The organism is Streptomyces sp. NPDC107550 (genome assembly GCF_055639095.1).
In genome coordinates, this window is sequence record NZ_JBVKBC010000005.1 from 50673 (window position 1) to 72489 (window position 21817).

Consider the following 21817-nt stretch of genomic DNA (forward strand, 5'->3'; position numbering starts at 1 on the left):
CGCCACGGTGTCCGATCATGACCCCATGCCCCTGGCAGAGACCCTCGCCCGAGCCGACGCGGACCTGGCCGCCGGACGGATCCCCGTCGCGCGCCAGCGCCTGCGCGGACTCCTCTCGTCCTTCCCGCACGATCTGACGCTCCGCCGCCGTCTGGCCGAGGTGTACCGGCTCTACGGGGACGCCGCCGAGGCCGGACGCTGGATGTACCTCGAAGAGGACCGGGACGCGGACGAGACCGCCGCCTTCGAGGCGCGGTACGCCTCTGCCCGCCGGCGGATGAGGGCGCTCGCCTGGCGGGGCCCCGAGACGGAGGCGGCGACGGCGTTCGCGGAACGGCAACTGGGCGCGGTGCGGGCCGCGTGCGCCGAGGAGTTGGGACACGCCGTCGCCTGGGACGACCCGTCCACGTACGGGCACCCGGGCGGCAAGGCGCCCTCAGCCCCGTGGACCATCGGCGGAATCCTGAGACGCGCGGGCTGCGCGACGGCAACCCTCGCGTTCACCGCGATCTGGCTGAACGGCCTGATCGCCCTCTTCGACTGAACGGTTCCGCCCGGTGGGGCTTTACGGCGGGTGCCTACGTCTGTTGATGCGGTCAGTGCGCGATAGCGTCACCGGGAGCACCGATCAGGAAGGAGCGATCACCAGATGCCGCATAGGACTGATGTCGCCGATAGGCGCGGCCTGATCCTCGACTTCGCCGGTGTGCTCACCGCCAGCCCGATCGAAGTTCACCGCGCCTGGTGCGTGTCGGAGGGGCTGGAGCCGGGTGCGTGGCGGGCCACCCTCAACGATCACCCCGAAGGTCGACGCCTGTACGCGGCTCTGGAGATCGGGGAGATCGGGCAGGCCGAGTGGAACGAAGGTACGGCGGCCCTTCTGGGCCCGCAGGTGGATCCGGTGAACCTCATGGGCCGGGCCTGGGCCGGAGTGCCGGCGGCCCACAGGATGGTGTCGCTCGCGCGGGCCGCGCGGGACGCCGGGCACCGGCTCGCCCTGCTGTCCAACAGCTTCGGGCTCGATCCGTTCAACCCGTACGAGCACGTCGGCATCTGGGACCTGTTCGGCGTGCACGTCGTCTCTGAGCTCGTCGGGATGGCCAAGCCCGATCCCGCGATCTACGAACTCGCCCTGGAGCGGATCGGGCTGCCCGCCGAGCAATGCGTCTTCGTCGACGATCACGCGGTGAACCTTCCGCCGGCCGCCGAGCTGGGCATCGCCACGGTCCACGTCACCGACGAGGACTCGGCCGTGGCCGAGCTGGAGGCCCTTCTCGGTGTGACAGCAGTGCTCGCTGGCTGAGTCAACTGCACTCTGAGCAAAGGCCGTCGGCGCCCTCCAGCGTGGCGATCACCGACGCGATGATGGACGTACGCCACGAGTGCTCGGCCACGCTCTCGGGATCGCGGACGCCCGCCATCCACCAGCCTGTTCGGCGCGCCTGCTTCAGCATGCCGGCCTCCCACAGGAAGTGGGCCACGTCCGCCAGGTCCTCGTCAGCCACGGTGTCCCCTTTCACGCCTCGCCGAGGCGGATCGCGTAACGGATGCCCTCCAACGCCCCGGAGTCATGGCTCGGCTCGGTGAATGCCCGCCGGAGCCCTCACACGGGAAGGATCCCGCCCCTACTCTGAAAATGACGAGTTGCTCAGAGAGTGGGGCGAGACCGTGCCATCTGCTGCTACCCCGGACCCGTACGCCGATCCGCTGGTTTTCGGCCAGCGGATGCAGATCCTCCGCACCCGGCGCGGCATGACGCGCGAGCAACTCGGCGGACTGGTCGGCAGGTCCGCGTCCTGGGTCAAGGCTGTCGAGTGCGGGCGCCTGAAAATGCCCAAGCTCCCGGTCGTCCTGCGCATCGCCGAGCTGCTGCGCGTGCGTGACCTGTGCGAACTCACCGGAGACCAGGGCGCGCACATCCCCTTGTTCACCGGCCCCGGCCACCCGCGCCTCGCCGCGGTCAAGGCGGCGGTCGACGCGTTTCCCCTCGCTGCCTCCGGCGAGGCCCCGCCGACCGAGCACCTCACCGCGCGGCTCGCACGCGCCTGGTCGGCCCGGCACTCCGCGCCGAACCACCGCGAGGTCATCGGCGGGCTGCTGCCCGGCCTGATCCGCGACGCGCAACTGGCGGTGCGACAAGCCGACTCGGCGGCCGACCGGCGCGCGGCACAGGCGTGCCTCGCCGAGGTCTACTCCCTGTCGCAGTTCTTCATCGCGTACCAGCCGGACGCCGCACTGCTGTGGCGCGTCGCCGAGCGAGGGCTCGTCGCCGCGCAGGAGTCCGAGGACCCGCACGCCCTCGGCGTCGCCGCTTGGCTCGCCGCCCAGGCCCACCGCGACGCGGGCCCGAACCACTACGACGCCGCCGACGCCGTGAACCTGGAGACGCTCCGCTACCTGAAACCGCTGCTGCCGGACGCCACGGACGACGTGGTCGCCATCACCGGCGCGCTCACGTTCGAGGCCGGTTACACGGCGGCCCGGCGCGGCGAGACCGGCGTGGCCTGGGGGTACTGGGACAAGGCCCGCGCGCTGGCGGACCGGCTGCCGGCGGACTACTACCACCCGATCACCTCGTTCAGCCAGGCCATCATGGGCGCCCACGCCGTGACCGTCGCCGTCGAGCTGCACGCGGGCGGCGAATCAGTACGCCAGGCCGCCGCCGCCGACGCCCTCACGATCCGGTCCCGCCCCCGTCGCGCTCGACACCGCATCGAGCAGGCGCGCGGCTATCAGATGAACGGGCAGCCGGACGTCGCCCTCGCCACGCTGGAGAAGGCACACGAGGCCGCGCCCGAGACGATCCGCTACAACGGATACGCGAAGCGGATCGTTCTGGAGGAAGCCGAGTCGAAGGTCGCCTCCCGTCGCCGACGCGCGTCCGAACTCGCCGTGAAATTGGGCCTCTTGGCCGCCTGAACGTACGGGCACAAACTGTGCCCCCGGACCGCCTGTCCCGCGCCTACGGTCGTCCCACCACTACGGGACCCGGAGGCGGACAGGATGCAGACGGACGCACACAGGATCACGGTCGACATACCGCCCGACCACGAACTCGCCGAGGACCAGCTCTGCGGGCGGGCGTGTGTCCGGTGTGCGGGGCCCCTTGTCGGCGGGGCCAGCGTCGATCTCGGTGAGCGCGTCGACCCCGGCGCCGAGCGGCTGATCTTCCCCAGGGCGTGCAACTCCTGCGCGGGTGCGTCATGAGCGCCCCCGAGATCAAGGCGGCCGAGGCGCCCGCGCGCATCGACGTGGACGTGCCGTGGTCCGAGATGACCGACGCCCAGATCCTGGGGCGTGCCTGCGCCTGGTGCGACGAGAGCCTTGTCGGGTGGGCGAGCGTCAGCCTGGGCGGGCGCCGCGACCCGGACACCGGGCGGGTGATCGCCCCTCGCGGGTGCCACGACTGCACGGTCATGTTCGTCTACCTCCAGTTCCTTGAGCACACCGTGACCTGCCCCCAGTGCGCCCTGCTCCGGCTGACATGCCCCGCCTCGGCCCCGCTGCGGCGCGCCCTCAGCAAAGGACGGTGGACGTGACCCCCATCACCAGCCAGGTGGACTCCGACACCGCCCGCGCCACCACCACCGCCGCCCGGGAACTCGCCCGGATCGCCACCCGCTGGCAGCTCGACGAGATCGCCGTCCAACTCGCCGGACTCGCAAGCCGCATCCTCGCCAACACCACCCTCCACCAGCGCACCCACACCCCCGTCACGGAAGCCGGCCGGGCCGCCAAACAGCTCATCGCCGACGCGCCCCAGCCCACCACCACCGCACACCACATGCGCCAGTACGTGAACCAGCTCGCCGACGCGATCACCACCCTGACCGACACCCTCGACGCAGCCCCCAGAAACACCGCACCCCGCGACCCCTGCTGCGCCCGCTGCGATCTCCCCATCCACGATGACGAGCCGTACGACGTCCACGACGTCTTCAGCGCCTCCGGCCCCGGCCGCACCGTGACCACCCACCACCACTGCCCCCGCAGGACCCCGCGTCGCCCGACCCCACCGCCCGTCATCGTCCGCTGACCGACGACCCCACCGAGGTGCTGGCCGCCCGCCGAATGATCGCTGCCGGTCGCGTCAGATTCGCGTCACCCCGTGTCCAGCACGCCCCGGCGAGGCCCCCGCGAAACACCGAAAGCCCAGCCAGGCGAGTGCCTGAGCTGGGCTTTCTTTCGTAGACCCTGTGGGACTCGAACCCACAACCAATGGATTAAAAGTCCACTGCTCTGCCAATTGAGCTAAGGGTCCACGCGTCGGTGGGTGCCGACGCACCCCTGAGCATAGCGGGAGCCGCCCGCGACGCCGATCGGGTATCGGGAACCGGGAGTGTCCGGGGTCAGCGGCGCAGGAACCAGTGGCGGGCCGAGGCGAGCCACCAGGTGCCGGCGAAGCCGAGGACGACGAGGACGGCGACGGGCGCGTAGTTGAAGGTCTCCCAGGTCACCGGGGAGAGCTGGGGCAGCATGAAGAGGATGGTGATGAAGACGACCCAGGTCACGGCGATCACGCCGATCGGGGTGGAGAGGCGGCCGAGGTGCCACGGGCCGCGTTCGAAGGCGTCGCCCTTGCGCAGCCGCAGCAGGGTCGGGATGACGTAGGCGATGTAGAGGCCGATGACGGCGATGGAGGTCACGGCGGCGTACGCGGTGACGTTGATGAGGTAGGGCAGGCCGAGGACGAGGGCGCCGGCGGCGGCGAGCCAGACGGCGGCGACGGGCGTGCGGGTGCGGGGGCTGACCGTGTGCCAGACGCGGGAGAAGGGCAGGGCGCCGTCGCGCGAGAACGCGTAGATCATGCGGGAGTTGGCGGTCACCGAGGCCATGCCGCAGAACAGCTGGGCGCCGATGACCACCAGGAGGAGGAGTTTGCCGCTGGTGGCGCCGAGGGCGTCGAGGAGGATCTGGGCGGGCGGCGCGCCGGTCGCGGAGTCACGGGCACCGTCGTAGGACTGGATGGCGAAGGTGAAGCCGAGGAGCAGGACGAACCCGGCGATCCACGAGGTCCAGATGGAGCGGACGATGCCGCGCGGGCCCGCGGTGGACGCGTCGTGGGTCTCCTCGGTCATGTGCGCGGAGGCGTCGTACCCGGTGAAGGTGTACTGGGCCATGAGCAGCCCCAGCAGGACGACGTACGGGCCGCTGCCCCACCCGGTGTTGTTGACGAACTCGCCGAAGACGAAGGACGCCGACTGGTGGTGGTCGGGGACGAAGGCGAGCGCGCCGACGATGACGGCGACGCCGAGGACGTGCCACCACACGCTGACGCTGTTGAGGAAGGCGACGATGCGCACGCCGAAGGTGTTGAGCAGGCCGTGCAGGAGCAGGATCGCCGCGAAGAGGAGGATGGTGCGGCCGGGCGTCACCCGGAAGCCGAACTGGAGGTTCAGATACGCCCCGAGGAAGGACGCCGCGCCGAAGTCGATGCCGGCGGTGACGGCGACCTGCCCGAGGACGTTGAACCAGCCCGTGAACCACGCCCACGCGGCGGCGCTGCGCTCCGGGGCGAGCCGGTGGGCCCAGAAGTACAGGCCCGCCGACGTCGGGTACGCGGAGCAGATCTCGGCCATCGCCAGGCCGACGAAGAGGGTCATGAGGCCGACGCCGACCCAGCCCCAGGTGATGACGGCGGGCCCGCCGGTGTTCATGCCGAACAGATAGAGCGTGAGGCAGCCGGAGAGGACGGAGATGATCGTGAAGGAGACCGCGTAGTTGGAGAACGCCGACATGCGGCGGGCGAGGACCTGCGTGTAGCCGAGCTGCGCGAGCCGTTCCTCGTCGGAGCCGGGCGCCGCCCCGGCGGTGGGGGGCCGGGACGGCGGTTTCCGGTCGGTCGCTTCGTTCGCTTCACTTGTCATGCCCCCGGTGATGCCCAGGCCGGGGGCGCGGCAAGCTCCTGATCAAGCTCGGGCCGCCGCCGGTTTCACGACAGGCCGCCCGCGTAGTTCGGGTAGCCCTCCCAGAGCTGCTTGCGGGCGCCGAACGCGCCCCTGCCGTCACCCGCGTACCGCCACACCCGCCCCGACTTGTCGTACGCGAGCAGGTCGTTCTCGCCGTCGCCGGTCAGGTCGCCGATCCCGACGACCACGCGGTACGACGCGCCCCAGTTCGCGGCGATCTTCTTGCGGGCCTTGAGCGTGCCGTTCCCGGCGCCGTCGTAGCGGAACAGCGTGCCGTCCGTGCGGCGCGCGAGCACGTCCCCGACACCGTCCCCGGTGAGGTCGCCCGCGCCGACGATCTGGTCGTACGTCTTCCAGGCCGACCCGATCTTCTTGCCCGCGGCCAGCTTGCCCGCCGCCGTGCCGGCGAAGACGTACAGGTCACCGGTGCTCTTCTTGCGGGCGATCAGGTCGGGGCGCCCGTCCTTGTTCAGGTCGCCGGGCCAGGACAGATGGTCGTACGCCTTCCAGCCGGTGCCGAGCGAGATGTGCGGGGACGTCTTCGTGACCGTGCCCGTGCAGGCCCCGGCGTAGCGGGAGAGCGTGTCGGAGGCGGTGCGCACGAGGACGTCGTTGCAGCGGTCGCCGGTCAGGTCGCCGAAGGGGACGAAGCGGTAGCCGGTGGGCCAGCCCTTGGAGGACGTCTCGCTCACGCTGCCCCCGCCCTGGAACTGGGAGGCGCGCAGGGTGCCTTGCGAGGTGAAGCCGAACAGCTCGCCGCCGCCGTCACCGTCGTAGTCGCGGTACGGGGTCTTCGCGCCGGCCAGCAGGGTCGTCCCCGACTTCACGCTCCGGTAGCCCTCGCCCGCGTCCACGCTGAGCGTCCACGCGTACCGGCCGCCGAGGACGACCTTGCCGTCGTCGCCCTTGCCGTCCCAGGTGAGGGAGAGGCGCGCGCCCTCGGCGGTGCCGGAGGTGAGGGTGCGCGCGGTGCGTCCGGTGACGTCCTTGAAGACGGCCTTCCAGCGCAGCGGCAGGCGGTTGAGCTGGAAGGCGGCGCGCCAGCGGTTGGACCCCTCGGAGTCCGTCCAGGAGAGGTTGACGTACGGCTCGGACGAGGACTCCAGGCTCGTGACGGCCGAGCGCGGGACGTCCGTGGGCCGCAGATGGACGCGCTGTTGGGCATCCACGTAGGCGACCGTGCCCGTGAACCGGTCGACGTCCCAGGTGAGGTGCCGCCCGTCCGGCCTGCCCCCGGCGGGCAGCGGCGCGAGGTCGCGGGTGGTGGCCGCCGTCCCGGCGCCCCGGTGGACGTCGGTGAGCAGCAGCGTGCCCGCGGCGCGGTCGTGCCGGACGACGAAGCCGTCGCCGAGGAGCGCGTCGCCGCCGGAGGGCACGGGGACGTTCTTGCCCGCGGTGAGGTCGAGGACGCCGGCCTTGCCGGTGGGGCCGCAGTTCCAGTACAGCCAACGGCCCACGTTCTGCAGCTCCTTGGGCACGCAGCCCGAGCCGAGCTTCACATCGGCGGAGGTCTTCTTCGACTTCAGGTCGTACGCGTTGACACTGCCGGCCGTCGCCGCCGGCTTCCACACCTTGGTGCCCCACAGGGCGGCGGCCGAGCGGGCGCGCTGGTACACGACGTCGTTCACCGTGCGGTTCTCGACGTCGCCGACGTACAGCTTGCCGCGCGCGGCCGACTCGAACAGCACGTAGCGGCCCGACGCCTCCCGCACCCGCACGTCGTCGGCGCCCGCCGCCTGACCGACCGCGTAGTGCGTGTCGGCGGTGTGCGGCAGGTCCACGGCGCTGCCCGAGGAGAACGCGGTGAGCCCGTTCCCGGTGCCGAACAGGCCCCCGCAGGCCCCGGAGGAGCAGGAGTCGTACAGCCCGCCGAGGTGGAACCGCTGCGTACGCGGCCCCGGCCGGCCCTGGGCGTCCAGGCTGTACGTGGACATGGCCTGTCCGCCCCAGGGGCTGGAGGTGTCCACCACCGCGAGCCGCCCGGCGGCGAGCGCGAGCCCCTCGACGGGCGCGGGCACCGGCGGCACGCTCTCCACGACGGACCGGCCGCCGTCCGGCGCGAAGCGGTGCACGGCCCAGTCGCCGGCGCCGGTGCCGCCGGCCGCGAGGACACTGCCGTCGGGCGCAGTGGTCACCTGCTCGGAGGCGTGCGCGAGCAGTTCGGTCGCGGCGGACGTGCCGATCCGTACGGCGTACAGCTTCTGGCCGATGCCGCCGCCGGTGCCGCCGGCCTCCCTGTGGACGGAGATGATCCGGTCGCCCGCGAGCGCCATCCGTACGTTCGCCGACACCGTGCCGCCATCGGGGCCCGGCACGTCCGTCCTGGTCGGCGGGGCGTCCTCGGCGGCGCGGTCGACGGTCCAGGCGGCGGTGGAGCCCGACGACCAGCCGAGCACCTTGTCCGTGGACAGGGCGATCAGCGCGGGGGACGTGCTCAGGGAGGCGAAGAGGCGGTGGGCGGCGGCCGTGGCGTAGTCCACCGCGTACAGGCGCCGCGCCCCGTCGGCGTCCGCGACCTGGAGGACGGCACCGGCGCGGTCCTGGGCGACGACGCGGCCGAGCTTGAGCCCGGCGGGCAGGCCATCGACGCGGCGGGCGGCGGCGGTGGCGGTGGTGGTGGTGGTGGCGTCCGTGCCGGTCGCGGGGTCGGGGGCGGGGTCGCCGGGGCCGGTCGGGTCGGTCGGACCGGTCGGGTCGGTCGGACCGGTCGGGTCGGTCGGACCGGTCGGGTCGGTCGGACCGGTCGGGTCCGTCGGGGCGGGGTCGGGGGCGGGGGCGCCGTCGAGGTAGAGGTCCCCGATCGTGCCGTCCCCGGCCGCCGCCACCGTGAGCAGCGTGTCCGCGCCGAACCCGCGCGTCCAGCGCCGGCCGGCGGGCACGGCGATCGCCTTCGCGCTGCCGGACTCCAGGTCGGTCACGGTGACCAGGGCGCCGTTCTGCGCGGCCCGCAGGCCCGTGTTGTACGTGCCGGAGGACTCCGCGCGGTCGCTGCCGGTCGCCGGGTCGGTCCAGCGCAGGCCGCCCGCGCCCTCACGCTGGTGCAGATAGCCGTGGACGCCCGCGGTCAGCAGCGCCTCGGAACGCGGGACGAAGCGGGCCGGGGCGGGGAGCACCGACTCGGCGGGCGGTTCGGCGGCGCTCACGGCGGGCGCGGCCGGAAGCAGTCCGGCGGCGACGGCGAACGCGGCCCCCACCGCCCCCGCGGCAAACGTGGCGGAACGTCTGTGCACAGCCCCCATGGGCCCTCCCCGGAACGGCGCGCGGCGACGACGGCGGCGCGCTGGTACGCAACGGAGGGTGTGGGGCCCCTCGGCATGTCCATGCCCCGCGCAGGCGGAGCCTCAGGAGATTAGCAGGGCGTCCCCCCTGGTCCGAGCCCGGCCGGACACCGCCAGGACACCCGCACGACGAAGCGGGCCCTCTCCCGTGGGGAGAGGGCCCGCTTCACTCAACTGCGGTGCCTGCGGCAGCCGTTGGGTCAGCCGCCGGATCAGCCGTCGGATCAGCCGTTGCGCTTCCAGCGCGGCTTCTCGTCGCGGCGGCCGAAGGACGAACCCGAACCGGAGCCGGCGCCCCGGTGGTCGTCACGGCGGCCGTACGGGCGGTGGCCCGTGGCCGGACGGTCGTCGCGGCGGTCACGGTTGAAGGGGCGGTCGCTGCCCCGGTGGCCGCCCGCGGGACGGTCGTCGCGGCGGAACCCGCCACGGTCGTTGTCACGGCGCTCGAAGGGACGCCCGCCACGGTCGTTGTCCCGGCGGAAGCCACCCCGGTCGTTGTCACGGCGCTCGAAAGAACGCCCGCCACGGTCACCACCCCGGTCGTTGTCACGACGGTCGTCCCGGCGGAAGCCGCCACGGTCGTTGTCACGGCGCTCGAAGCCGCCCCGGTCGTTGTCGCGGCGCTCGAAGGAACGGCCACCGCGGTCGCCACCACGGTCGTTGTCACGACGGTCGTCGCGGCGGAACCCGCCACGGTCGTTGTCCCGGCGCTCGAAGGAACGCCCGCCACGGTCACCGCCACGGTCGTTGTCCCGGCGGAAGCCACCCCGGTCGTTGTCACGGCGCTCGAAAGAACGGCCGCCACGGTCACCGCGGTCGCCGTCACGGCGGTCGCGGCGCTCGTAGTTGCCCCGCTCGTCACGGCGCTGACGCGGCTCGTACGAGGACGAACGCTCGGCCCGCTCGTGCTGCTCCGGCACCTCGGCGACGACGGCGGCGGCCTCGGCGGCAGCCTCCGCGGCGGCGGCGACAGCGGCGGCCACGCCCTCCTCGTCCTCGCCGCGCTCACGGGCGGCACGGGCGGTGAGGCGGTCGGCCTCCTCGCGCAGCTCGGCGGCGCGGCGCGTGGCCCGCTCCAGCTGCTTGCTGAGCTGGGTGACCTCACGCTCGGCCTGCTGTGCCGCGTTGCCCGCGGACTCGGCCTGGACCTCGGTCATCGAGCGGGCGCCGGTGATCTCCGCGACCTCGGGGTCGAACGCGGCACCGCCCTGGATCATGTGACGGCCTGCGTCGACGCCCGCGTCCTCCATGAGCCGGAAGATCTGGCGGCGCTGGTGCGGCAGGGAGAGCGAGACGACCGTGCCGGTGCGGCCGGCACGGGCGGTGCGGCCCGCGCGGTGCAGGTAGTCCTTGTGGTCGCCGGCCGGGTCCACGTTCAGGACGAGGTCGATGCCGTCGACGTGGATGCCGCGGGCGGCGACGTCGGTGGCGACCAGGACGTTGACGTAGCCGTCCTTGAAGTCGGCCAGCGTGCGGGTACGCGCGCCCTGGGTCATGCCGCCGTGCAGCGCGTCGGCCTTCACCCCGGCGTCACGCAGCTGCTCGGCGACGCGGTCGGCGCCGAGCTGGGTGCGCACGAAGATGATCGTGCGGCCCTTGCGGGAGGCGATGGCCGCGGTGACCGGCGCCTTGTCCTTGGGCTTCACGATGAGGATGTGGTGCGACATGGTCGTCACGGCGCCCTGCGCGGCGTCCACCTCGTGCAGGACCGGGTCCTTGAGGTAGCGGTCCACGAGGGTCTTGATCTCGTTCTCCATGGTGGCGGAGAACAGCATCCGCTGGCCGCCGGCCGGGACCTGGTCGAGCAGCTCGGTGACCTCGGGCAGGAAGCCCAGGTCGGACATCTGGTCGGCCTCGTCGAGGACGGCGACCTCGACGTGCTCCAGGGAGCAGGCGCCGCGATTGATGATGTCGCGCAGCCGGCCCGGGGTGGCGACGAGGATGTCGACGCCGCGCTCCAGGGCGTAGATCTGGTTGCCCATCGACGTACCGCCGCAGACGACCTTCATCTTGAGGCCGAGCTGGTCGCCGTACGGCTGGAGGGCGTCCGCGACCTGCATGGCCAGCTCACGGGTCGGGGTGAGGATGACCGCGCGCGGCTTGTGCTTCTCCGTACGGCCACCGGACAGGCGGGCCATCGTCGGCAGGCCGAAGGAGAGGGTCTTGCCGGAGCCGGTACGGCCGCGGCCCAGGATGTCCTTGCCGGCCAGGGCGTCCGGGATGGTCGCGGCCTGGATCGGGAAGGGGGTGGTCACACCGTTCTGCGCGAGCTTGCGCACGATGCCCTCGGGCAGACCGAGGTCACCGAAGGTCTGCGTGGGCTCGTCGTCCTCGAGGATCTCTACGGCCTCGACGGTGTCGACGGCGGCATCGATGTTCTCGGCGCTCTCGGCGTTCTCGATGTTCTCGATGGTGTCGGTGTTCTCGACGAGCTCGTCGTTGGCGACGGCAGCCTGGTGTTCAGCAGAAATGGACATGCGAAATGCGAAACCTTCCGGAGTCTCGGCACGCGCCCGTCAACTCCGTGTAATTGCGCTTTCGCAAGTCGACCGCCTCAATGCGGTCCGGCCACGGCAAGGGAGAGTACGCGCCACGCGGCGCTCTCTGACGGCGCCGGGCAAATGGGATCAAACGATCTACCACCATACGCACCTGCCACCCCCCATGGCAAACCCGCTCACTGAGACGCCCCTCACACGGGCTGACCCGCGTGCGGCTGCGGCTGCGGCTGGGCCATCGTCTGCGCCGACGTCTGCTGCTCGTGCGCCGACGAGGACGGCTCCGCGACTGTCGGCGCGGGCGGGTCCGGCGTCGGCGGGTCGGGCGTCGGCACGGTCGGCGCCGGCGGGTCCGGCTGCGTGGGACGCGGGGTGCCCACCCGGGTGGACGGGGTGGGGCGCGCGGGCCCGGCGGTCGCGCCCCGGCCCGCGCTCGGCGCGCCGGAGGAGGGCGCGGCGGCGGAACCGGAGGCGGGCGCGGAGGCTTCCGGCCCCGCCGAGCCGCCCCGCTCCCGCGCCTCGCCGGAGGCCCGGGCGCCGCCGGAAGCGCCGGAGTACACCGTGCCGCCGTCGGGGTCGGCGCCGCCCCGGCCGCGGTGCGTGGCGGACGGCGACGAGGGCGCGGGCCGGTGCCCGTCGTCGGCCACGCTCATGCAGCCGGCGGCCGCGGCGACGGCCAGGGTGGCGGCGGCGAGCCGGGCCAGGCGCGGGGCACGGAGCGGGGGCGGTACGGGAAGCTGGCGCACGGGTGGGCACCTCCGGGCACGTGAGGGGGTCACCGTCCCCAACTCCCGCGCCCCGCGCGAGGACACGCGCCACACAAACCCCGCACAAACCCGCGCCCCGCCGCGCCGCACCCGACTCCCCACACGCCAGAGCGGCGCGAGCCCCTGTCCCGCGTACGCGAGAGCACTGCTCGCACGCGAGAACAGTGCTCGTATGCGAGAGCGCCGCTCCCACACGAGAGCAATGCCCGTATGCGAGAGCGCCGCTCCCACCCGAGGGCAATGCCCGTGCGTGCGAGCACCGCTCCTACGCGAGAGCACGCACCGCACACGAGCACACCGCTCACGCCCGAAAGCACGCGCCGCACGCGAGAGCAGTGCTCACGCCTGAGAGCCCGCGCCGCACACGAGAGCAGTGCTCACGCCTGAGAACACCGCTCCCACCCGAGAGCACCCGCCGTACGCAAGAGCACCGCTCACACCCAAGAGCACCCGCCGTACGCAAGAGCACCGCTCACACCCAAGAGCACCCGTCGTACGCAAGAGCAGCGCTCACGCCCAAGAGCACCCGCCGCACGCAAGAGCAGCGCTCACACCCAAGCGCACCCGCCGCGCCGACTCACCCGTACCCGAGCGCGTGCAGCCGCTCGTCGTCGATGCCGAAGTGGTGGGCGATCTCATGGACGACGGTGATCTCCGCCTCCGCGACGACCTCCTCGCGCGTCTCGCACATGCGCAGCGTCGGCCCGCGGTAGACGGTGATGCGGTCGGGCAGGACGCCCGCGTACCACTCGCCGCGGTCGGTCAGGGGCGTGCCCTCGTACAGGCCGAGCAGGTCGGGGTCGTCGGAGGGGGGCTCGTCCTCCACGAACACCGCGACGTTGTCCATCAGCCGCGTCAACTCGGGCGGAATCCGGTCGAGCGCCTCGGCGACCAGTTCCTCGAACTCCTCACGCGTCATCTCCAGCACCCCGCCATTGTCCGGTACACCGCCGCATATCCACCCGTCCACATGGGCATACGGGAGCAATGGCTCGCTCGCCCGCCGCCGCCATACGCCGGATCCCGCGCCGCATACGGGGGACGCGCGCCGCCCCTTCGGCGCTGCGCAGGCACCTCCGTTCCCGGCGCCAGGGGCCCGTCCTGGAGCTGGTGCAGCCGCCGCACCCCTATGCCCGCGCCCTCGGCATGGGCGCGGTCGTGCTGCTCGGGGCGTGGCTCGGGCTGCTGATCGTGGGCAGCGTGCGGGCGCCGGTCGGGCCGGTGGACACGAAGATGACGCTGCGGCCGTCCCTGACGGGCGGTACGAAGATCAACGTGTCGCCGCTGGGCGCCCTGGAGCTGCGCTCGCACACCGCGCCGGTCCGGCTCGACGTGGACGTGGACCGGCTCGACCCGGTCCGCTCCCAGGCCCTCGTCGACCACCCGGAGCGGCTGTCGGGCCTCCAGGACGAGGTCGCCCAGGACGTCGAGCACGGCACCGCCGACCTCGCGCTGCGCTCGTGCGTGGCGGTGGTCTCGGGGGCGACCGCGCTGGGGCTCGCGGTGTATCGGCGGCCGGGGCGCGCGCTGGCGGCCGGGGGGCTCGCGCTGACGCTGCTGGTGGCGTCGGGCGCGACCGCGTACGCCACCTGGAACCCGAAGTCGGTCCTGGAGCCGAAGTTCTCCGGACTGCTCAGCTCGGCGCCGGCGGTCGTCGGCAACGCGCGCTCGATCGTCACCGAGTTCAACGTCTACCAGCAGGAGTTGGCGCGGCTCGTCACCAACGTCACCAAGCTCTACGACGTGACGTCCACGCTGCCCACGTACCAGCCGGACCCGTCCACGATCCGCGTGCTGCACGTCTCGGACATCCACCTCAACCCGGCGTCCTGGAAGATCATCTCCTCGCTGGTGGACCAGTACAAGATCTCCGTGATCGTGGACACCGGCGACACGATGGACCACGGCTCGGCCGCCGAGAACGCCTTCCTCGACCCGGTCAAGGACCTCGGCGCGCCCTACGTGTGGATCCGCGGCAACCACGACTCCAGGGCGCAGACCCAGAAGTACCTCGCCGACCGGAAGCGGTTCCCGAACGTGCGGGTCCTCGACGACGGGCGGGCCGTGTCGGTCGCCGGGCTGCGCTTCGCCGGCACGGGCGACCCGCAGTACACGCCCGACCGGGCCACGAAGACGCTGGGCGACCCGGCGGAGCGGATGGCGGGCATGCGGCTCGCGTCCGCGCTGCGCGACCAGAAGGCGGCCGGCACCCCGGTGGACATCGCGCTCGCGCACGAGCCGGTCGCCGCGAAGGAGGTCGACGGCACGGTCCCGCTGGTCCTCGCCGGGCACATCCACCACGAGCAGACGCAGGTGCTGCCGCTCGGCACGCGGCTGCGGGTGGAGGGCTCCACGGGCGGCAGCGGGCTGCGCGCGGTCGACAACAAGAACGGCCACCCCGACCCGGTCGAGGCGTCCGTCCTCTACGTGGACCGCGAGACCAAGCGGCTCCAGGCGTGGGACGAGATCAGGCTCGGCGGGCTCGGCCTGACGACGGCCGAGGTCAGCCGCCATCTGCCGAAGGAGAACCAGCCCGGCGCGACCCGCTCCCCCAGCGCCCCGGCGAGCTCCCCGTAAACCGTTTTGGCGATACCTCCCCGCATCCCATATGCTTCTCACGTCCCCGACGCGCTGCGAAGCGCCCAGGCGGGCCGATAGCCCTCATCGTCTAGCGGCCTAGGACGCCGCCCTTTCAAGGCGGTAGCACGGGTTCGAATCCCGTTGGGGGCACGCAAGTCCGTGTGCGACACTGTTGCACACAACAGCTTGGTCCTGTGGAGCAGTTTGGAGTGCTCGCCACCCTGTCAAGGTGGAGGCCGCGGGTTCAAATCCCGTCAGGACCGCTGAAGTTCCTCGTGAACTTCGTGGCTGGGTAGCTCAGTTGGTACGAGCGATCGCCTGAAAAGCGATAGGTCGCCGGTTCGACCCCGGCCCCAGCCACCAGCCTCAGGGCCCCGTCCATCGGACGGGGCCCTGAGTCGTTTCCGGGCACCTCCCAGCGCAGGCCGGGCCCCCGCGCCCCCAGCCCCGCCGCCGCAGGCCGACCCCGCGCCGCTCAGACCGCCGCCGCGTGCAGCGGCTGCGTGCCCCGGCCGCCCGGGTGGCGGTGGCGCCAGAACCAGAAGAGGGCGCTGGAGACGAGGGCCCAGCCGGCGAGCACCAGGAACGGGAACGCGTGCTGGTGGCCCTGGAAGTAGACGGCCGTGTGCTGGGCGTTGACCGAGGCGCCCGGCGGCAGCCACTGCCCGACGCGGCCGATGACCGTGGGCAGCAGCGGCGGGGCGACCGCGCCGCCGGAGGCCGGGTTGCCGAGCAGGACGAGCAGACCCCAGGTCGGGATCATCGCCCAGCGGTGGAAGAACGTGTTGAACATCGTGAAGACCATCCCGCACGTGAACATCGTCAGCGCGAGGATCAGCCAGGACTCCACGAACGGCAGATCGACCGCCCCGAGCCACCAGTCGGCGACCGCCGCCACCGCGAAACCGCCGAGCAGCGCGTACGCGATCGTGAACGCGATCCGCTCCGCCGGGTTCAGGCCGCGCGCGTGCACGCTGAGCTGGATCGCGCCGACGAAGCCGATGATCACCGCCGCCAGCGAGATGTAGAACAGGGTCAGCCCGCGCGGGTCCCCGCTCTGCAGCGGCCGTACGTCGTGCACGGAGACGGGGATGCCGGTGGCCTTGCCGACCGCCGGGCCCGCCTCCGTGAAGACCTGGGCGACCGTGACCCCGGACGCGCCCGAGACATCGAGGTCGACGCGGGCGCCGCCGTCGCGGACGTCCAGCACCGCGTACACCTTCTGCGCGTCGATCGCCTCGCGTGCCGCCGCCCGGGTGTCGTACGCCTTCAGATCGAGCTGCGCGTCGAGCGCCTTCTCCATCGCGCCGACGAACTGCTTGCCGCGCGCCTGCTGGTACTGGCCGGTGACGGCGGTCGGGATGTGGTGGGGCGTCGGGTTGGCCATGGCGTACGTGTAGGAGGCCGCGAAGAGGGCCGCGGCCGCCGCCAGGATCAGCACCAGGACCGAGGCGGGGAAGAACGGCGACTTCTTGAAGTTCGCCCAGTGCTCGGCCCGGGTCGGGGGGCGCCCGTGCTCCCCGTGCGGCGGGTGCGGACGGGGCTGTTCCTCTTCGGGCAGATGCGACATACCTGCACGCTAAATCACACCTAAGCGCCATACATCCCGACGAGTGTCCCGCCCGCGCGCACGCGTGCCGCGACGCCGGCGCCGGGCGGTCGCGGGGCCGTGGCAAAACCGTTCGCCACGAATTTCCCCGAGGTGAGATCCTGGAGGACGTATGTCTACGCAGCCTGCCCCCGCCGCCGATCCGTTCGCCGCTGTCGCGCGACGGCTCACCGAGCTGTCCCTGCGCGACGCGCACCGCCTCGGGCGCAGGCTGGAGGGCGCCCGCAAGATCCGGAAGCCCGAGGCCCGCGCCGCCGTGATCGCCGAGATCGAGGCGGAGGCCGACAAGGTCGCCGTCCGCACCGACGCGCGCCGCGAGCGCCGCGCCGCGCTGCGGGTCACGTATCCCGAGCAGTTGCCGGTCAGCCAGAAGAAGGACGAGATCGCGGACGCGATCCGCGACCACCAGGTCGTGATCGTGGCCGGTGAGACCGGTTCCGGCAAGACCACGCAGATCCCCAAGATCTGTCTGGACCTCGGCCGGGGCGTGCGGGGCATGATCGGGCACACCCAGCCCCGCCGGATCGCGGCCCGCACGGTCGCCGAGCGCGTCGCGGACGAGCTGGGCACGCCGCTGGGCGACGCGGTGGGCTGGAAGGTCCGCTTCACCGACCAGGTGAACCAGGACGCGACGTTCGTGAAGCTGATGACGGACGGCATCCTGCTCGCGGAGATCCAGACCGACCGCGATCTGCGCGCCTACGACACGATCATCATCGACGAGGCGCACGAGCGGTCCCTGAACATCGACTTCCTGCTCGGGTATCTGGCGCAGCTCCTGCCGCGCCGCCCCGACCTCAAGGTCGTCATCACCTCCGCGACCATCGACCCCGAGCGCTTCTCGCGGCACTTCGGTGACGCGCCGATCGTCGAGGTCAGCGGCCGGACGTACCCGGTGGAGGTGCGCTACCGCCCGCTGCTCGAAGAGGACTCCGAGGACGCCGACCGCGACCAGATCACCGCGATCACGGACGCGTGCGAGGAGCTGATGGCCGAGGGGCCCGGCGACATCCTCGTGTTCCTCTCCGGCGAGCGCGAGATCCGCGACACGGCGGACGCGCTGGAGAAGAAGAAGTACCGCTCGACCGAGGTCCTGCCGCTGTACGCGCGCCTGAGCCACGCCGAGCAGCACCGCGTCTTCCAGCAGCACACGGGCCGCAGGATCGTGCTCGCCACGAACGTCGCGGAGACCTCGCTGACCGTCCCGGGCATCAAGTACGTCATCGACCCGGGCACCGCCCGCATCTCCCGCTACAGCCACCGTACGAAGGTGCAGCGGCTGCCCATCGAGCCGGTCAGCCAGGCCAGCGCCAACCAGCGCAAGGGCCGCTGCGGCCGCACCAGCGACGGCATCTGCGTACGGCTGTACTCCGAGGACGACTTCCTGTCCCGGCCGGAGTTCACGGACGCGGAGATCCTGCGGACCAACCTGGCGAGCGTCATCCTCCAGATGACGGCGGCCGGCCTCGGCGACATCGAGAAGTTCCCGTTCATCGACCCGCCGGACCACCGCAACATCCGCGACGGCGTGCAGCTGCTCCAGGAGCTGGGCGCGCTCGACCCCGGCGAGAAGGACCCGCGCAAGCGGCTCACGCAGCAGGGCCGCAAGCTCTCCCAGCTCCCCGTGGACCCGCGCCTCGCGCGCATGGTCCTGGAGGCCGACAAGAACGGCTGCGTGCGCGAGGTCATGGTGATCGCCGCCGCGCTGTCCATCCAGGACCCGCGCGAGCGCCCCTCCGACAAGCAGGCGCAGGCCGACCAGCAGCACGCCCGCTTCAAGGACGAGACCAGCGACTTCCTCGCGTTCCTCAACCTGTGGCGGTACGTACGGGAACAGCAGCGCGAGCTGGGCTCCTCCGCGTTCCGCCGGATGTGCAAGCGGGAATTCCTGAACTTCCTGCGCATCCGTGAATGGCAGGACATCTACACACAGCTCCGCACGGTCGCCAAGCAGCTCGGCATCCACCTCAACGACGAGGACGCGCCGGCCGACTCCATCCATATCTCCCTGCTGTCCGGACTGCTCTCGCACATCGGGCTCAAGGACGTGAAGGAGACCAAGGAGTCGCAGGCCAAGGACCCCAAGCAGGCCGGCCGCGACCGCGGACGTAATGAGTACGTGGGCGCGCGCAACGCCAAGTTCGCCATCTTCCCCGGCTCGGCCCTGTTCAAGAAGCCGCCGCGGTTCGTGATGTCGGCGGAGCTGGTGGAGACCAGCCGGCTGTGGGCGCGGGTCAACGCGAAGATCGAGCCGGAGTGGGTCGAGCCGCTCGCCGAGCACCTGATCAAGCGCACGTACAGCGAGCCGCACTGGGAGAAGGACCAGGCGGCCGTGATGGCGTACGAGAAGGTCACGCTGTACGGCGTCCCGCTCGTCGCCCAGCGCAAGGTGAACTACGGGCGGATCGACCCCGAGGTCTCCCGCGAGCTGTTCATCCGTAACGCGCTGGTGGAGGGCGACTGGCGCACGCACCACAAGTTCTTCGCGGACAACCGCAAGCTGCTGACCGAGGTCGAGGAGCTGGAGCACCGGGCGCGCCGCCGCGACATCGTGGTGGACGACGACACGCTCTACGACTTCTACGACCAGCGGGTGCCCGAGCACGTCGTGTCCGGCGCGCACTTCGACTCGTGGTGGAAGCACAAGAAGCGCGAGGAGCCCGAACTCCTCGACTTCGAGCGCTCCATGCTGATCCGGGAGTCGGCGGAGGCGGTCACCAAGGCCGACTACCCGGACTCCTGGCGGCAGGGGAACCTCAAGTTCCGGGTGACGTACCAGTTCGAGCCGGGCGCGGACGCCGACGGCGTGACCGTGCACATCCCGCTCCAGGTGCTCAACCAGGTCACCGACGAGGGCTTCGACTGGCAGATCCCGGGGCTGCGCGAGGACGTGGTCGTCGAGCTGATCCGCTCGCTGCCCAAGCCGATCCGGCGCAACTACGTGCCCGCACCGAACTTCGCCAAGGCGTTCCTGGAGCGGGCGGTGCCGTTGCAGGAGCCGCTGCCGGTGACGCTGGCGCGCGAGTTGCAGCAGATGGTCGGCGTGCCGGTGCGCGCGGAGGACTTCGACCTGAGCCGCGTCCTCGACCACCTGAAGATCACCTTCCGGATCGTCGACGAGCGGCGCCGCAAGCTGGCCGAGGACAAGGACCTCGAAGCGCTCAAGCTGCGGCTGCGGCCCAAGGCGCGCCAGGCCATCTCCAAGGCCGCCGCCGCCACCGCCGAGCGCTCGGGCGGCGAGTCCGTCGAGCGGTCAGGCCTGACGGACTGGACGATCGGCGCGCTCGCCAAGGTCTTCGAGACGCGCCGCGCCGGCCAGCCGGTCAAGGCGTACCCGGCGCTCGTCGACGACGGCGACACCGTGTCCGTACGCCTCTTCGACACCGAGGCGGAGCAGGCGCAGGCGATGTGGAAGGGCACGCGGCGGCTCATCCTGCGCACGATCCCGGTCAACCCGGCGAAGTTCGCGTCCGACAAGCTGACCAACGCGGCGAAGCTGGCCCTCTCCGCGAACCCGCACGGCTCGATCCAGGCCCTCTTCGAGGACTGCGCGACGGCGGCGGCCGACCAGCTCATCGCGGACTTCGGCGGCCCGGTCTGGGACGAGCAGGCGTACCGGGCGCTGTACGAGAAGGTGCGCGCGGAGATCGTCGACACCACGGTGCGCACGGTCGGGCAGGTGCAGCAGGTGCTCGCCGCGTGGCAGGCGTGCGAGCGGCGCCTGAAGTCCACGCACAGCCCGGCCCTGCTGCCCAACCTCCAGGACGTGCGGGCCCAGTTGGACGCCCTGGTGAAGCCCGGGTTCGTGACCGCGACCGGGCTGCGCAGGCTCGGCGACCTGATGCGCTACCTCGTCGCCGCCGACCGGCGCTTGCAGCAGATGCCGACCAACGTCCAGCGGGACACCACCCGGATGGCGAAGGTCCACGAGATGCAGGACGAGTACGCGTGGCTGCTGGAGCAGATGCCCCAGGGACGGCCCGTGCCGCAGGCGGTCCTGGACATCCGCTGGATGATCGAGGAGCTGCGCGTCAGCTACTTCGCGCACGCGCTCGGCACCGCCCACCCGGTCTCCGACAAGCGGATCGTGAAGGCGATCGACGCGCTGGTCCCGTGACGTACGGGCCCGCCGCGCGCGTGCGTACGGAGCCGCCGCGCGCGTGCGTACGGAGCCGCCGCGCGCGTGCGTGCGGAGCCGTCCCGTACGTGACATGTGCGTGACGGGACGGACGCGTTCGGTGAGTTCGACCGCACGGCCCGCGCTGCTGTAGAGTCCTTCTCGCAGCGCAGGAAGAACATCAGCCCGGCGCCGCAGCTCCTGGTCCTGTGGAGCAGTTTGGAGTGCTCGCCACCCTGTCAAGGTGGAGGCCGCGGGTTCAAATCCCGTCAGGACCGCAGCGAGAAGGGCCCGCACCGATCGGTGCGGGCCCTTCTGCGTGTGCGCGGCGCGTGTTCCCGTACGGGCGCGCCCTTCTGACGGGGCGTCGGGCGCCCGGCTCCGCGCCTCACGGGCCCACGGGGCGCCCGGGAGCCGTCCCGTGGCCGGGGCGGGCGCTCAGGGCGCCCTGGGCGGCCGCGAGAGCACCCCCGGGGCGCGGGAGGACGAAAGTCCCTTCAAGGCATGACCAAAGGCGGCCCGCGCGCCCCTCGTCCAGTGGGAGCCTGGAAGGGACCGGCCGGACGAAGGGCGGAGCCCCGGAGGCCGCCGGCCATGGGTACGGACGGGCCCCGAGGCGCGGCCGGCCCCATTAGCGCAAGGGTGTCACCGGCAACAAGCGCCCCGCCGTGTGACGGGTGTCACCGAACTAGTTTTGGAAACACCGTTTCTTACGCCCTTCCTACAACCGCTCAATTTAATATGTGCAATTGCACTGCCCGCGCAGGCGTCCCCCTCGTACCCCCGGGGACCCACCAATGTCCGACACGGACGCGCACGGCCGACCGCCAGGAGCCGCCGGCAGGGCCCACACGCGCACAAAAAAGATCGCGCTGGACCCGGCGGAGTCCAGCGCGATCTGACGACGCACCACGTGCTGCTGTGGAGATGACGCTTCGGTGGGACCTTCACGAGAAGGCTGTCCTGTTGGGGCAGGACCCACGTCGTGTGGAGCTATGGGGTGGGCGCGATACGGGTTGGGGGACCCGGAACGCCCGGTATTGCTGCGCTATGCGGCGC

Annotated in this window: 14 protein-coding genes, 5 tRNA genes and 1 pseudogene; 12 read left to right on the forward strand and 8 right to left on the reverse strand. The window is 72.0% G+C overall.

Going from position 1 to position 21817, the window contains the following annotated elements:
• Positions 1–25 precede the first annotated feature (25 nt).
• The gene (locus ACZ7LY_RS09230; RefSeq protein ID WP_471623905.1) at positions 26–544 is read left to right on the forward strand and encodes a DUF6584 family protein; all 519 of its coding nucleotides are present in this window, start codon (positions 26–28) and stop codon (positions 542–544) included.
• A 105-nt stretch (positions 545–649) separates the two neighbouring features.
• Positions 650–1303, forward strand: coding sequence for an HAD-IA family hydrolase (locus tag ACZ7LY_RS09235; protein ID WP_471623906.1), 654 nt, complete (start codon positions 650–652; stop codon positions 1301–1303).
• Between the two features lie 25 nt (positions 1304–1328).
• On the opposite strand, the pseudogene ACZ7LY_RS09240 reads toward ACZ7LY_RS09235, so the two are convergent.
• A pseudogene (locus tag ACZ7LY_RS09240) lies at positions 1329–1505 on the reverse strand (HD domain-containing protein); the annotation flags it as partial.
• A 220-nt stretch (positions 1506–1725) separates the two neighbouring features.
• On the opposite strand from ACZ7LY_RS09240, the gene ACZ7LY_RS09245 reads away from it, so the two are divergent.
• The 4 genes from ACZ7LY_RS09245 to ACZ7LY_RS09260 all read left to right on the forward strand — a co-directional run bounded on the left by ACZ7LY_RS09245 (position 1726) and on the right by ACZ7LY_RS09260 (position 4036).
• The gene (locus tag ACZ7LY_RS09245; RefSeq protein ID WP_471624154.1) at positions 1726–2919 is read left to right on the forward strand and encodes a helix-turn-helix domain-containing protein; all 1194 of its coding nucleotides are present in this window, start codon (positions 1726–1728) and stop codon (positions 2917–2919) included.
• Between the two features lie 84 nt (positions 2920–3003).
• A complete protein-coding gene (locus ACZ7LY_RS09250; RefSeq protein ID WP_471623907.1) occupies positions 3004–3207 on the forward strand; it encodes a hypothetical protein in 204 nt (67 codons plus the stop codon).
• Positions 3204–3539 (forward strand): hypothetical protein, encoded by a 336-nt coding sequence (locus ACZ7LY_RS09255; RefSeq protein WP_471623908.1) that lies wholly within the window; start codon positions 3204–3206, stop codon positions 3537–3539. The genes ACZ7LY_RS09250 and ACZ7LY_RS09255 overlap by 4 nt, the downstream gene beginning before the upstream one ends.
• Entirely contained in the window at positions 3536–4036 is a 501-nt protein-coding gene (locus tag ACZ7LY_RS09260; protein ID WP_471623909.1) for a hypothetical protein, read from the forward strand. The genes ACZ7LY_RS09255 and ACZ7LY_RS09260 overlap by 4 nt, the downstream gene beginning before the upstream one ends.
• A 152-nt stretch (positions 4037–4188) precedes the next feature.
• On the opposite strand, the gene ACZ7LY_RS09265 is transcribed toward ACZ7LY_RS09260, so the two are convergent.
• The 6 genes from ACZ7LY_RS09265 to ACZ7LY_RS09290 form a co-directional block, all read right to left on the reverse strand.
• Positions 4189–4261: transfer RNA gene (locus ACZ7LY_RS09265), tRNA-Lys, on the reverse strand.
• An 88-nt stretch (positions 4262–4349) separates the two neighbouring features.
• Positions 4350–5867 (reverse strand): amino acid permease, encoded by a 1518-nt coding sequence (locus tag ACZ7LY_RS09270; RefSeq protein WP_471623910.1) that lies wholly within the window; start codon positions 5865–5867, stop codon positions 4350–4352.
• Between the two features lie 65 nt (positions 5868–5932).
• Complete coding sequence (locus ACZ7LY_RS09275) at positions 5933–9148, reverse strand: FG-GAP-like repeat-containing protein (RefSeq protein WP_471623911.1); 3216 nt, start codon at positions 9146–9148, stop codon at positions 5933–5935.
• A gap of 263 nt (positions 9149–9411) precedes the next feature.
• The gene (locus ACZ7LY_RS09280) at positions 9412–11664 is read right to left on the reverse strand and encodes a DEAD/DEAH box helicase (RefSeq protein WP_471623912.1); all 2253 of its coding nucleotides are present in this window, start codon (positions 11662–11664) and stop codon (positions 9412–9414) included.
• Positions 11665–11879: 215 nt separating this feature from the next.
• Entirely contained in the window at positions 11880–12431 is a 552-nt protein-coding gene (locus tag ACZ7LY_RS09285; protein ID WP_471623913.1) for a hypothetical protein, read from the reverse strand.
• Positions 12432–13029: 598 nt separating this feature from the next.
• Positions 13030–13380 (reverse strand): metallopeptidase family protein, encoded by a 351-nt coding sequence (locus ACZ7LY_RS09290; protein ID WP_471623914.1) that lies wholly within the window; start codon positions 13378–13380, stop codon positions 13030–13032.
• Positions 13381–13439: 59 nt separating this feature from the next.
• On the opposite strand from ACZ7LY_RS09290, the gene ACZ7LY_RS09295 reads away from it, so the two are divergent.
• The 4 genes from ACZ7LY_RS09295 (at position 13440) to ACZ7LY_RS09310 (ending at position 15395) form a co-directional block, all read left to right on the forward strand.
• Positions 13440–15029 (forward strand): metallophosphoesterase family protein, encoded by a 1590-nt coding sequence (locus ACZ7LY_RS09295; RefSeq protein ID WP_471623915.1) that lies wholly within the window; start codon positions 13440–13442, stop codon positions 15027–15029.
• Between the two features lie 80 nt (positions 15030–15109).
• Positions 15110–15182 (forward strand) — tRNA-Glu (locus ACZ7LY_RS09300).
• Between the two features lie 38 nt (positions 15183–15220).
• Positions 15221–15295 (forward strand) — tRNA-Asp (locus ACZ7LY_RS09305).
• Positions 15296–15318: 23 nt separating this feature from the next.
• A tRNA-Phe gene (locus ACZ7LY_RS09310) sits at positions 15319–15395 on the forward strand.
• 112 nt (positions 15396–15507) lie between these two features.
• Here ACZ7LY_RS09310 and ACZ7LY_RS09315 read toward each other — a convergent pair.
• Positions 15508–16602: an ABC-2 transporter permease gene (locus tag ACZ7LY_RS09315; protein ID WP_471623916.1), complete on the reverse strand. Its 1095-nt coding sequence runs from the start codon at positions 16600–16602 to the stop codon at positions 15508–15510.
• A gap of 151 nt (positions 16603–16753) precedes the next feature.
• On the opposite strand from ACZ7LY_RS09315, the gene hrpA reads away from it, so the two are divergent.
• Positions 16754–20758: an ATP-dependent RNA helicase HrpA gene (gene hrpA / locus ACZ7LY_RS09320; protein WP_471623917.1), complete on the forward strand. Its 4005-nt coding sequence runs from the start codon at positions 16754–16756 to the stop codon at positions 20756–20758.
• Between the two features lie 203 nt (positions 20759–20961).
• Positions 20962–21036: transfer RNA gene (locus ACZ7LY_RS09325), tRNA-Asp, on the forward strand.
• The last annotated feature ends 781 nt before the right edge of the window (positions 21037–21817 follow it).